The sequence below is a fragment of the Acidovorax sp. SUPP1855 genome, assembly GCF_030158955.1.
Taxonomy (GTDB): domain Bacteria; phylum Pseudomonadota; class Gammaproteobacteria; order Burkholderiales; family Burkholderiaceae_C; genus Paracidovorax.
In genome coordinates this window covers 72,985-85,734 of sequence record NZ_BQXI01000012.1, presented here as the reverse complement: position 1 = coordinate 85,734, position 12,750 = coordinate 72,985, and the positions used below count along the sequence as shown (strand labels likewise).

Below are 12,750 nucleotides of genomic sequence, written 5' to 3'. Positions count from 1 at the left end.
GCAGCGCCCGCCGCCCGGCCCGGCCCGCCCGGCTACATTCCCAGCAGCCCCGACGGCGCCGCTCACGGCGCGGGGCGCCCAACCGGAACACACATGTACGACACCGCCATCTACATCGGCCGCTTCGAGCCCGTCCACAACGGCCATCTGGCCCTTTTGCAGCGCGCGCTGGACAGCGCCAACAACGTGATCGTGGTCATGGGCTCGGCCTGGCAGGCCCGATCGCCCAAGAACCCGTTCACCTGGGCCGAGCGCGAAGCCATGCTGCGCAATGCCCTGCCCGAGGCCGACCGGGCCCGGCTGACCGTGCTGCCCGTGCGCGATCACTACAACGAGGCCCTGTGGGTGGCGGCGGTGTTGCGCGCCGTGTCCACGCACGTGCTGCCCGATGCGCGCATCGGCCTGGTCGGCCATTTCAAGGACGCGACCAGCAGCTACCTGGACGCCTTCCCCGGCTGGTCGCTGATCCCCATGGACCGGCAGGGCACCATCGATGCCACCGCCATCCGCGACGCGTACTTCGGCGCGGCGCCGCAGGGCGTGCTGACGTCGCTCGGCCCCCTGGCCGACCAGATGCCGGCCAGCACGCTCGAATTCTTGGACGTGTTCGCCCGGCAGCCGCACTACGCGGCGCTGCAGGAAGAGTGGCGCGTGCTGCGCAGCTACCGCGAATCGTGGGCGCAGGCGCCGTACCCGCCGGTGTTCGTGACGGTGGACGCGGTGCTGCGCTGCCAGGACCACGTGCTCGTCATCCGCCGCGCGCACGCCCCGGGCAAGGGCCAGCTGGCCATGCCGGGCGGCTTCATCGAGCAGCGCGAGACGCTGTGGCAGTCGTGCCTGCGCGAGCTGGCCGAAGAGACGCACTGCGACGTGCCCGACGCCACCCTGCGCCGCGCGCTGCGCGCCACCGCCGTCTTCGACCACCCCGACCGCAGCCAGCGCGGGCGCACCATCACGCATGCCCACTACTTCGACCTGGGCGATGCGCCCTTCCCTGCCGTGCAGGCCGACGACGACGCCATGCAGGTGCAGTGGATACCGGTCGCGGAACTGGCGGCCATGGAAGAGGCCTTCTTCGAGGACCACTTCCACATGCTGGACCACTTCCTGAACCTGACCGGCGCGCACGGCGCCGGTTAGGGGCTGGCCGCCCGCCCCCAGCGGGCGCGGACGACCACCTCGAAGCCGGCAGCCGTCCGGCAGCCGTTACTGGCTCAACTGGGCCGCAGTAGCGGCGTCGAGCCGGCCGGTGATGGGCAGGCCGCGCTCCTTCTGGAAGGCACGCAGGGCGGCCGCCGTCTTGGCGCCCATGGCACCGTCGGGCGTGCCGGTGTCGTGCCCCAGGGCGTTCAGCTTGGCCTGCGCATCGCGCAGCGACAGGCCGCCGGTGGCCGCCGACACGGGCTGCGCGCGCGGCGCCGAGGTCTGCGACGGGGCGGCGCCGCCATCCACCCCCAGGCGACCGCCGCCGCCCAGGCCCTGGCCCTTGACCGACTGGGCCTTGTAGCTGCGCAGCGAACGCACCATCTGGTTGAAGGCGTCCATGAAGGCCGCGGCGATCACCTTGCCTTCGGCCGTGTTGCTGTAGCCGCCCAGGCGCGCGCCGCCCGAGCCGCCGAACAGCTGGCCCACGGCGCCGAAATCGGTCTTGGAGGCGCTGCCTTCCGAGGCAGCGACCTGCACGCCGGAACGGTGGTCGATGAGGGTGAGCAATGCGCTCGCTTCCTTGGTGTTCAGGCTGCCGCCCAGCGCGGCCAGCAAGCCGCCCGCGCGTCCGCCCACCAGGCCGCCCAGCGATGCGGAGGCCCCGCCGGCGTTGTCGTTGTTGAACACGATTTCCGGGGACAGGCCGTAGTCGGAGGCGACCATCTGGCCCTTGCCGAAGTTGCTGCCGCCGCGCATTTCGCCCGACTGCATGATGGCGCGCTCGCGGTCCATGGCCGTCATGCCGGCCGCGCCGCGCTCGATCACGACGAAGCAGTTGGACTGCTGCACCAGCAGGCGCAGCAGGTTGGCCGTGGGCGGCAGGCGGTATTCGTTTCGCAGGATGGTGTACCAGCCGGCCTGCTGGTTCTCGATCAGCGAGACGGTGCCCAGCGGCGATTCGCAGCGCTCCAGCTCGCTGCTGGCGCCTTCGGTGGCGCCACCGGCCGCGCTGCCTGTGGCCACGGTCTTGGCATCGGGGCTGCCCATGCGCATGTTGGTGGTCTCGCAGCCGGCCAGGGCCAGCGCGGCCACCACGGTGGCGGCCACGAGGGTCGCGCGGGCGGGGGTGGAAGGGAAGAAGGCGGAGGCAGCGCGCCCATCGGGCCGGTTCGGTGTCGTCATGGAAGGCATGGCTTCAAGCAAAGCGTTGAACGTTATGCGCTGCAGGGGCCGGCCACAACCCCACCGGGGGAGGGTTGCTGTAACACGGCGGCAGGCCGCCGCCCCGGCCACGCACCATTCAGGTGCCGGCGCGTTCCAGCATGGCATGCAGCAGCACGTTGCAGCCAGCGGTGATGTGCTCGGGTTGGGCGTCTTCGATCTCGTTGTGGCTGATGCCGTCCTTGCACGGAATGAAGACCATGCCCGCAGGCGCCAGGCGTGCCATGTAGACCGCATCGTGCCCCGCACCCGACACGGCCGGCATGTGGCTGTAGCCCAGGCTGGCGGCGGCCCGGCCGACCGCGTCCACGCAGTCGGGGTGGAACACCTGCGCGGGGTAGCTGGACACCAGGTCGATCTGGATCGGCAGGCCGGTTTCGGCGCTGAGGCGGGCGGCCACGTCGCGGATGTCGCGGTCCATGCTTTCGCAATCGGCGTCGGTGGCGTTGCGCAGGTCGATGCTGAACTTGACCTGGCCGGGGATCACGTTGCGGCTGTTGGGGTGCACCTGCACCATGCCCACCGTGCCGCGACCATGCGGCGGGTGGCGGTGCGCGCAGGCCACCACCTCCTGCATGAGGCGCGTGGCGACCTGCAGCGCATCCTTGCGCAACGCCATGGGCGTGGGGCCGGCATGGGCCTCCATGCCGGTCACGGTGCAGTCGTACCAGCGGATGCCGAGCACGCCCGTCACCACGCCGATGGTCTTGTCGTGGTCCTCCAGCACCGGTCCCTGCTCGATGTGGGTCTCGAAGTACGCGCCGATGGGGTGGTCGCCGGGCACCTGATCGCCCACGTAGCCGATGCGCTCGAGCTCGCCCTTCACCGTCTTGCCTTCGGTATCGGTGGCGGCGTAGGCATGCTCCAGGGTGAAGGCCTTGGCGAACACGCCCGAGCCCATCATCACGGGTACGAAGCGGCTGCCTTCCTCGTTGGTCCAGAAGGCCACCTCGATCGGCGCCTCGGTCTCGATGCCGTGGTCGTTCAGCGTGCGCACCACCTCGATGCCGGCCAGCACGCCGTAGTTGCCGTCGAACTTGCCGCCCGTAGGCTGGGTGTCGATGTGGCTGCCGGTCATGATGGGCGGAAGGTTGTTATTGCGCCCCGGGCGGCGCATGAAGCCGTTGCCGATCTGGTCGATGGTGACGGTCATGCCGGCCTCGCGCGCCCAGCGGGTGACGAGGTCGCGGCCCTGCTTGTCCAGGTCGGTGAGGGTGAGGCGGCAGACGCCGCCCTTGGGCGTGGCGCCGATCTGCGCCAGCTCCATGAGCGAATCCCACAGGCGCTCGCCGTTGACGCGCAGGTGGCTGATGTCGGTGCGGGTGGTCGTGTCCATGGCGTTCTCCGGATGCGTGGGCGGCCGTCAGCGGGCGACCGCAGTGGGGGCGAGTTCCTGCGCGCGCTTTTGCACGGCCTGGAACTGGGGGCCGAACGCGGGGCGCTTGACGTAGCGGCCCCGGCCCGGCTCGGCGCGCAGGTCGCCGTTGGCGAACACCACCCGCCCCTGGCTGACGGTGTGGCTGGGAATGCCGCGCACGGTGCGGCCCTCGAAGATGTTGAAGTCGCCCTTGCTGTGCTGCGTCTTCGCGGAAAACGTCTTTGTGCCTTGCGGATCCCAGAGCACCAGGTCGGCATCGGCCCCGGTACCGACGAAGCCTTTGCGCGGGTATATGTTGAAGAGTTTGGCCGCATTGGTGGAGGTGATGGCGACGAACTCCGAGGGCGTGAGCCGCCCGGTGTTCACGCCGCCGTCCCAGATGGCGGCCATGCGCTCTTCCACGCCGCCGGTGCCGTTGGGGATCTTGGCGAAGTTGTCGCGGCCCATGGATTTCTGCGCAGCGCAGAAGGTGCAGTGGTCGGTGGCCGTGGTGTGCAACTGGCCCGATTGCAGGCCGCGCCACAGCGCCTCCTGGTGGCCGCCCGAGCGGGGGCGGAACGGCGGGCTCATCACGTGGGCGGCGGCGGTGGCGAAGTCCGGGTCGCGGTACACGCTGTCGTCGATCAGCAGGTGGCCGGCCAGCACTTCGCCGAACACGCGCTGGCCCCGGGCGCGGGCGATGGCCTCGGCCGCCTCGGCGCAGCTCACATGCACCACGTAGATGGGCACGCCCAGCACGTCGGCGATGGCGATGGCGCGGTTGGCTGCCTCGGCCTCCACCATGGGCGGGCGGGCCAGCGGATGGCCCTCGGGACCGGTGATGCCCATCTTGGCCACCTCCTGCTGCAGCAGGTAGACGAGTTCGCCGTTCTCGGCGTGCACGGTGGGCATGGCGCCCAGCTCCAGCGCGCGCCGGAAGCTGTTCACCAGGGTTTCGTCGTCGCACATGATGGCGTTCTTGTAGGCCATGAAGTGCTTGAAGCTGTTGACGCCCTCTTCCTGCACCAGCGTGCCCATGTCGGCCCGCACCTGCTCGCTCCACCAGGTGACGGCCACGTGAAAGCCGTAGTCGGACGCCGACTTTTCGGCCCAGCCGCGCCACTTGCGGTAGGCCTCCATCATCGGCTCCTGCGGATCGGGGATCACGAAGTCGATGATGCTGGTGGTCCCACCCGCCAGGCCCGCCGCCGTGCCGGTGAAGAAATCGTCCATGGTGACGGTGCCCATGAAGGGCAGCTGCATGTGCGTGTGCGGATCGATGCCGCCCGGCAGCACGTACTGGCCGCTCGCATCCAGCGTCTCGGCACCGGCAGGCGCCTCGCCCGCCACATCGGGGCCCACGGCGGCGATGCGGCCGTCCACGCACAGCACGTCGGCGCGCTCTTCGCGGTCGGCATGCACCACGGTGCCGCCGCGGATCAGCACGGCGTTGGAAGGGGTCGGGCTCATGGCAGGTCTCCTGAAGGATGAAGGGGTGGCCGCCGTGCTCAGGCGCGGCGCAGCGGAGTGGGTGCCGGGTGCGTCTGGCCGGCCATGCCGAGGCGGTACACCACGGCGGCAATGGCCAGGCCGAGGAACCAGGCATAGGCATAGATCTGCTTGAACACCTCGCCCACACCGGGGAAGGTGGCCGGGAACGCCGCGTTCAGAAAGCCGGGAATGTTGGGCGCCACGCCCAGCACGAAGGCCACCACGGCCACCGCATTCCAGCCGCCGCGGTAGCGGTAGGCGCCGCGCTCCTCGTACAGCGCGGCCACGTCCAGCTCGGTGCGGCGCACCAGGTAGTAGTCCACCATCAGGATGCCGGCCACCGGCCCCAGCAGCGCCGAGTAGCCGATGAGCCAGGTGAAGATGTAGCCCTGTGTCGATTCGAGGATCTTCCACGGCATCATCGCGATGGCGATGCCCACGGTGATGTAGCCGCCCACCCGATAGCTGATGCGCGACGGGCTCAGCGCGGAGAAGTCGTACGCCGGTCCCACGAGGTTGGCAGCGAGGTTCACGCTGACGGTGTCGATCAGCAGGATGATGAGCGCGATCAGCACGGCCGCGCCCGTCATGCGGCTGGCCAGGTCCACCGGGTCCCACAGCGCCTTGCCATAGATGACCACCGTGGCCGAGGTGACGAACACCGCCAGCGCGGCCAGCAGGCCCATGGGCACGGGCAGCCCGATGGCCTGGCCTACCACCTGATCGCGCTGCGACCGGGCAAACCGCGTGAAGTCGGGAATGTTGAGCGCCAGCGTGGCCCAGAAGCCCACCATGGCGGTCAGCGACGGCCAGAACACGGCGCTGAACTGCCCCGCCTTCTTGCCGCCGGGCGCGAACTGCGAGGGCTGGTCCAGGATGGGCCCGAAACCGCCCGCCTTGTCATACGCCCACCACAGCAGCAGAAAGCAGATGACGATCTTGATCGGCGCTGTCCACGTTTCGAGCTTGCGGATGGACTCGATGCCGTACACCACGAAATAGAACTGGATGGCCCAGAACACCAGGAAGCACACCAGCTGGCCCAGGTTGATGCCCAGCCCCGCGATCTTGTCGCCCTCCAGGGGATGCCCGAGGAGCACGCCGGCCAGCGTGTAGATCATCATGCCGCCGAACCAGGTCTGGATGCCGTACCAGCCGCAGGCCACCAGTGCGCGCAGCAGCGCCGGCAGCTTGGCGCCGCGCGTGCCTAACGACGCGCGCGCCAGCACCGCATAGGGAATGCCGTACTTGGCCCCTGCGTGGCCGATGAGCAGCATGGGCACCAGCACGATCAGGTTGCCCAGGAACACCGTGCCCACCGCCTGTCCCCACGACATGCCGCTGTCGATCAGGCTGGCGGCCAGCGTGTAGGCGGGGATGCACATCACCATGCCCACCCACAGGGCCGCGAAGTGGTACCAGCGCCAGGTGCGCTGGTGCGGCTGGGTGGGCGCCAGGTCGTCGTTCCACAGTTCGTTGCTGGCACCGGGGGCATGCAGGGTCTTCATGGGGCGGTCTCCGAGACGTTGCAGACAGGCTGGCAGGCGGAAGGCGGGCGCGAAGGTGCGCACCAACGCGGGCAATGGGCCGCGGCAGCGCGGCTCAGGCGGCCACGCGCTGCGGGTTGTTGGGGTGCATGGTCCAGTTGGCGTACTCGCCTGTCACCACCTTGCCGGTGCGCGCATCGACCTCGCCGGGCGCGAGGCTGCGCAGCGTGATGCATTCGGGCACGGGACAGATCGACACGCACAGGTTGCAGCCCACGCATTCGGCCTCGTTCACCTCGAACAAGCGCACGCCGCCTTCCTTGGTGAAGGTGATGGCCTGGTGCGACGTGTCTTCGCACACCACATGGCAACGGCCGCACTGGATGCACGAATCCTGATCGATCACGGCCTTGTCGATGTGGTTCAGGTCCAGCTGCTTCCAGTCCTTGACCGTCGGCACGGCCTGGCCGCGGAAGTCGTCGAGGGTGTGGTAGCCGTGCGCGTCCATGAAATTGGACAGCCCGTCGCACATGTCCTGCACGATCTTGAAGCCGTACACCATGGCCGCCGTGCATACCTGCACGGTGCCGCAGCCCAGGGCGATGTACTCGGCCGCATCGCGCCAGGTGGAGATGCCGCCGATGCCGCTGATGGGCAGGCCGGCGGTCTGCGCGTCGCGCGCGATCTCGGCCACCATGTTGAGCGCGATGGGCTTGACCGCCGGGCCGCAATAGCCGCCGTGCGAGCCCAGGCCGCCGGTGCTGGGACTCATGGCCATGCGCTCCAGGTCCACGCCCATGATGGAGTTGATGGTGTTGATGAGCGACACCGCATCGGCCCCGCCGGCTTGGGCAGCGCGGGCGGGCTGGCGCACGTCGGTGATGTTGGGCGTGAGCTTCACGATCACCGGCAGCCGGCTGTAGTGCTTGCACCAGGCCGTCACCATCTGGATGTATTCGGGCACCTGGCCCACGGCGGCGCCCATGCCGCGCTCGCTCATGCCGTGCGGGCAGCCGAAGTTCAACTCGATGCCGTCGGCCCCAACGTCCTCCACCATGGGCAGGATGCGCTTCCAGCTTTCTTCCACGCAGGGCACCATGAGCGAGACGATCATTGCGCGGTCGGGCCAGTTGCGCTTGACGCGGCGGATCTCGTCCAGGTTGGTCTGCAGCGGGCGGTCGGTGATGAGCTCGATGTTGTTGAGCCCGATCACGCGGCGGTCCTGCGACATCAGCGTGGCATAGCGCGGGCCGTTGACGTTGACCACGTGCGGGTCTTCGCCCAGCGTCTTCCAGACCACGCCGCCCCAGCCCGCCTCGAAGGCGCGGGTGACGTTGATTTCCTTGTCGGTGGGCGGTGCGGAGGCCAGCCAGAACGGGTTGGGGCTCTCGATGCCGAGAAAGCGGCTGCGGATGTCTGCCATGGGAAATGCTCCGTGGGTGCAGGATGTTCGACCGGGGTTCGAAGAGGGCGGTGCCGGCACTCAGCCGCGCAGCGCCTCGCTGATGGAGAGGGCGGCCACCTTGCCGTGTTCGACCGCCTCGACCGTGAGGTCGCGCCCGCCGGCACGGCAGTCCCCACCGGCCCACAGCCGCGCCACGCTGGTGCGGCCCATGTCGTCGGTGGCGATGCGCCCGCCCTGCAGGGCCACCGTGGGACCTGCATGCTCTGGCAGGTAGCTCTGGCCGATGGCCTTGAGCACCATGTCGGCCTCCAGCGTGAAGGATTCGCCCGTGTCCACGAGGCGTCCACCCGCCAGGGCCGTGGCCGCGAACCGCATGCCACGCACCACCCCGCCTTCGCTGAGCAGTTCCTTCGGCGCCGCCCAATGGCGGATGGCCACGCCGTTCGTCTGCGCCCAGCGCTGCTCCACGGCGGAGGCGGACATGCCGTCGGCACCGCGGCGATAGACGATCGTCACCTCTTCGGCGCCCAGCTTGCGCGCCTGCACGGCAGCGTCCACAGCCGTCATGCCGCCGCCGATCACGACCACGCGGCGGCCCACGGGGACGGTCGAAAGGTCCTGCGCCTGGCGCACGTCGGCAATGAAGTCGACCGCGTTGCACAGCCCCTCGACCTGCGGCTCGGCGATGCCCAGCGCATTGACGCCCGCCAGTCCCAAACCCAGGAACACGGCGTCGTAGGCCTGAAGCAGGCTGTCCACGGTGGCATCGCGGCCCAGAACCTGGTTGCAGCGCACCTCGATGCCGCCGATGGACAGCAGCCATTCGATCTCCTTTTGCGCGAAGCCGCCCGTGGTCTTGTAGCTGGCCAGGCCGTATTCGTTCAAACCGCCCAGCTTGGGGCGCGCCTCGAACAGCACCACGTCGTGCCCGCGCACCGCCAGGCCATGGGCGCAGGCCAGCCCTGCGGGCCCCGCGCCCACCACAGCCACCCGGCGGCCCGTGGGCGCGGCACGGGTGAACAGGGGCGCGCCCGGGTCGGCAAAGTACGCATCGGTGGCGTGGCGCTGCAGCGCGCCGATCTCCACCGGCTTGTCGTCATGCGAGTTGCGCACGCAGGCCTGCTCGCACAGCACCTCGGTCGGGCAGACGCGGGCGCACATGCCGCCGAGCGGGTTGGCCTCGAGAATCGCTCGGGCCGCGCCGCGGTCGTTGCCCTGGGCGACGCGGTGGATGAATGCGGGAATGTCGATGCCGGTCGGGCACGCCGTGGCGCACGGCGCATCGAAGCAGTAGTAGCAGCGCTCGGCCTCCACCAGAGCCTGCGCCTTGGTGAGCGGCGGATGCGCGTCGCCGAAGTTCACGGCGTAGTCGGCCAGGTTCAGGCGTGCGGCATGAATGCCGCACGCGCGGCTTGCGGTCGTTTCCATCGGGAGTCCTCGGGGCGAAGGGTCAGGGACGGGAGATCAGGGACGGGAAAGGGGCGCGCGAACGCGGCGTGGCGCGTGGGCGTGGCGCTTGCGGCGTTGGCGGGGCCAGGCGCAGGCGGCCGGGCGGCCGCACATCGGAACAGTCTGCAGAGGTTTCATCGGGGGGCCTCGCTGTCGTGGTGCAGGTGTCTTCGGCGGTGCCGTGCCCTGCTGGTTTTCAATTTACCAATCAGTAAAAATTTACCAATCGGTAAAATCCCCTAGTGCAAACACCGTGCCAGCGAAAACACCCCGCAGTCGTTCCACAATGGTGCAAATGAGCCCTTCGCCCAAGCCCTCCCGCCCCGCACCTGTGCGAACGCGCACCGCCCTGCAGCCCCCCGCGCCCGATGGAGCGCCCGCCGACCCGGGGCGCCCGCCCACCGCCTCGCGGCTCAAAAAGGAACAGGCCATCCTCACCGAGGCGGAGACACAGTTTGCGCAGTTCGGTTTCGAGGGCGCGTCGCTGGAGAGCATCGCCGCGGCCATCGGGCTGAGCCGCCACAACCTGCTGTACTACTTTCCGAACAAGGAGGCGCTGTACCTGCGCGTGCTGGACGACGTGCTCAACCAGTGGCTGGCCGGCATGGAAGAGATGTCCCATGGCGATGATCCGCACGAGGCGCTGCGCCGCTACATCCGCGCCAAGCTGCGCTCGTCGCTGGAGCGGCCGAACGCCGCCAAGGTGTTCGCCAAGGAGGTCATCGCCGGTGCGCCGCGCTACGCGGGCGTGATCGCCGAACGCGTGGGCCCCGTGCTCAAGAACGATGTGCGCACCTTCGAGCGCTGGGCGCGCGAGGGCCGCATCGCCAAGGTGAATTTCACCCATCTCATGTTCATCATCTGGTCCGTGACCCAGGCCTACGCGGACCAGCAGGCCCAGTTCGCGCTGCTGCTGGGCAAGCCCGCGCTGACCGAGCGCGACTACGACAAGGCGGAGGAATTGCTCTGCCACCTGGTGCTGCGGGGCCTGGAACCCGGGCCGGCGGCGCCCGCCCAGGACTGAAATCGGGCCGCCGGGCCGCTGGCAATGGCCCGGCCTGGAGGCACCCCGCATCCGGCGGTGCCAAGCGGATGCGAAAATTCCATCGCTTAGACTTGCCGGCTGCCTGCGCGCACTGTCACGCACCGCTGCGCCCGTCCACCTGCTTTCTATCCGCCCATGGCCAAACCGTCCATTTCCCTTGCTGTATTCGGCATCGCCGTTCTGGCGGCCGTGCTGGCCATCTACCTGCCCGGCTGGAACCATGCGTTGCTGTTCGACGATCTGCGGCTTTCCGACGGCGCGATCTTCGGTAGCTACGGCAGCCTGCTCACCTTCAAGCAGCGGATGCTGTCATATGGCAGCTTCATCTGGGTGGACTCCTTGGCTGGCCCCGGCTGGGGCAAGCAGCGGCTCGTGAACATTGCACTGCACCTGGCCACGGTGGCCGCGCTGTATGCGCTGGTGCGCGACCTGCTGGCCCGCACGCGCTTCCCGGAGGAATTCGAATCGCAGCCGCATTTCGGCCTGTCGCAACAGGCGGCGGTGCGGGTGGGCGTGGCACTGTTCGCGGTCAATCCCATGGCGGTGTATGCCGTGGCGTACCTGGTGCAGCGCTCGATCGTCATGGCCACGCTGTTCTCGGTGCTGGCGTGCTGGTGTTTCGTGCGGGGCCTGTCCGGCCGGGGCGTGCTCTGGTATGGCCTGGCCCTGCTGAGCTACGTGGCGGCGGTGCTGTCCAAGGAACATGCGGTCATGGTCGCTGCGATGAGCGTGCCGCTGTATATCCATGTCCGCCGCCCGAGCTGGAAGACGGTCGCCACGCTGGCTGGCGCATCCGCCGCGCTGATCGCGGTGGCAGCGGTGGTCTTTTTCGGCATCTACGGCGAATTCATCGGCAAGCTCTTCGACCAGCGCTCGCTGGACTTCGCCCAGCAGCTGGAGCGCCTGAGCCCGGGGATCACGCAGCGCATGTACCCGCTCAGCATCCTGAACGAGGCGGCGCTCTTCTTTGCCTACGGGTTCCTGTGGTTCTTCCCCAACGTGATGTGGATGTCGGTGGACCTGCGGCCCGCGTTCCCGCTGTCGTATGCCGCATTCCCGCAGATCCTGGGCATCTTCGGCTATTTGGCGCTGTGGGCCGCCGCGCTCTGGGCCGTGCTGCGCCGCCGCGGGGCGTTGAGCCTCGTGGGTGTGGCGCTGATGTTCCCGCTGCTGCTGTACGTGACCGAGTTCGCGACCGTGTGGGTGCAGGACCCGTTCGTGCTCTACCGCAGCTATCTCTGGGCCATCGCCGTGCCGGTGCTGGTCGCCATCGTGCTGACCGGCTTCAAGCCGAAAACCATTTACGTGCTGGGCTGCATGGTGGGCCTGGTGTTCAGCCTGCTGGCGTTCGAGCGGGTGGAATCCCTGCGGGACGACTACGCGGCCTGGGGCGATGCGGCCGAAAAGATCGACCTGCAGGCATCACCGAGCGCCGTGGGCCGCTGGCGTCCGTTCCTGAACCTCGGGGCCTACCACCTCGATCGCGGTTCGGTGGCCGAGGCCCAGAAGAGCTTTGCCACCGCCGAGGCGCTGGGATCGCTGCAGGGCTCCGCCCGCTTCAATATCGGCGTCGCGCTGCAGCAGCAAAAGAAGCACGCCGAAGCCTTGGCGGCCTTCGCAGAAGCGGAAAAGCAGGGATTCAACGACCTGCCGCTGTACTACCACCGGGGCGAGTCCGCCTTCGCGCTGGGGCAGTTCGCCGCGGCGTATGACGCCTTCACCCAGGGCATGACCCGCGCAGCCGAAGGCATCACCGACAAGGAGGTCGAGCGCATGCGCGAATCCATGCGCATGCGCCGTGCCGAAGCCGCCATCGGCGCGCAACGGTACGACGATGCCATCAGCGATTTCACCGCGTTGATGAAGGCCAGCCCCAACAACCAGCGCCTGATGCTGGGCCTGGGCATGGCGCAGGTGGGCAAGGGCGATGCGAAGGCGGCGATCGCGCTGTTCGACCAGATCATCGCGCGCACCCCCAACGCAGCGCCGGCGTACTACGGGCGGGCCATGGCCCACCGCGCGGCCGGCCGCCTGGACGACAGCCTCAAGGACCTGGACCGCGCCATCGCGATCAATCCGCGCAATCCGCAGTACCCGCAGGTGCGTGCCCAGGTGGCGGCCCTGAAGAAATAGCCTGAGGCAGCGAGAC

The 12,750-nt window shown here is 68.9% G+C and carries 9 protein-coding genes; 3 read left to right on the top strand and 6 right to left on the bottom strand.

Annotated features, from left to right (window positions below):
• Positions 1–93 precede the first annotated feature (93 nt).
• The gene (locus AVMA1855_RS12685) at positions 94–1,140 is read left to right on the top strand and encodes a bifunctional nicotinamide-nucleotide adenylyltransferase/Nudix hydroxylase (protein WP_284425970.1); all 1,047 of its coding nucleotides are present in this window, start codon (positions 94–96) and stop codon (positions 1,138–1,140) included.
• Positions 1,141–1,206: 66 nt separating this feature from the next.
• On the opposite strand, the gene AVMA1855_RS12680 is transcribed toward AVMA1855_RS12685, so the two are convergent.
• The 6 genes from AVMA1855_RS12680 to AVMA1855_RS12655 form a co-directional block, all read right to left on the bottom strand.
• Entirely contained in the window at positions 1,207–2,328 is a 1,122-nt protein-coding gene (locus tag AVMA1855_RS12680) for a peptidoglycan-binding domain-containing protein (RefSeq protein WP_284425969.1), read from the bottom strand.
• Positions 2,329–2,446: 118 nt separating this feature from the next.
• Entirely contained in the window at positions 2,447–3,703 is a 1,257-nt protein-coding gene (locus AVMA1855_RS12675) for a Zn-dependent hydrolase (RefSeq protein ID WP_284410928.1), read from the bottom strand.
• Between the two features lie 27 nt (positions 3,704–3,730).
• A complete protein-coding gene (hydA, locus tag AVMA1855_RS12670) occupies positions 3,731–5,194 on the bottom strand; it encodes a dihydropyrimidinase (RefSeq protein WP_284425968.1) in 1,464 nt (487 codons plus the stop codon).
• A 38-nt stretch (positions 5,195–5,232) separates the two neighbouring features.
• The gene (locus tag AVMA1855_RS12665) at positions 5,233–6,723 is read right to left on the bottom strand and encodes an NCS1 family nucleobase:cation symporter-1 (RefSeq protein WP_284425967.1); all 1,491 of its coding nucleotides are present in this window, start codon (positions 6,721–6,723) and stop codon (positions 5,233–5,235) included.
• Between the two features lie 94 nt (positions 6,724–6,817).
• Positions 6,818–8,125, bottom strand: coding sequence for an NAD-dependent dihydropyrimidine dehydrogenase subunit PreA (gene preA, locus AVMA1855_RS12660; RefSeq protein ID WP_284425966.1), 1,308 nt, complete (start codon positions 8,123–8,125; stop codon positions 6,818–6,820).
• Between the two features lie 60 nt (positions 8,126–8,185).
• Positions 8,186–9,535: an NAD(P)-dependent oxidoreductase gene (locus AVMA1855_RS12655; RefSeq protein WP_284425965.1), complete on the bottom strand. Its 1,350-nt coding sequence runs from the start codon at positions 9,533–9,535 to the stop codon at positions 8,186–8,188.
• Positions 9,536–9,851: 316 nt separating this feature from the next.
• Here AVMA1855_RS12655 and AVMA1855_RS12650 point away from each other — a divergent pair, with 316 nt between their 5' ends.
• Positions 9,852–10,580, top strand: a complete 729-nt coding sequence (locus tag AVMA1855_RS12650; protein ID WP_487088013.1) for a TetR/AcrR family transcriptional regulator — start codon at positions 9,852–9,854, stop codon at positions 10,578–10,580.
• Between the two features lie 156 nt (positions 10,581–10,736).
• Positions 10,737–12,734 (top strand): tetratricopeptide repeat protein, encoded by a 1,998-nt coding sequence (locus AVMA1855_RS12645; protein ID WP_284425963.1) that lies wholly within the window; start codon positions 10,737–10,739, stop codon positions 12,732–12,734.
• Positions 12,735–12,750: the final 16 nt, after the last annotated feature.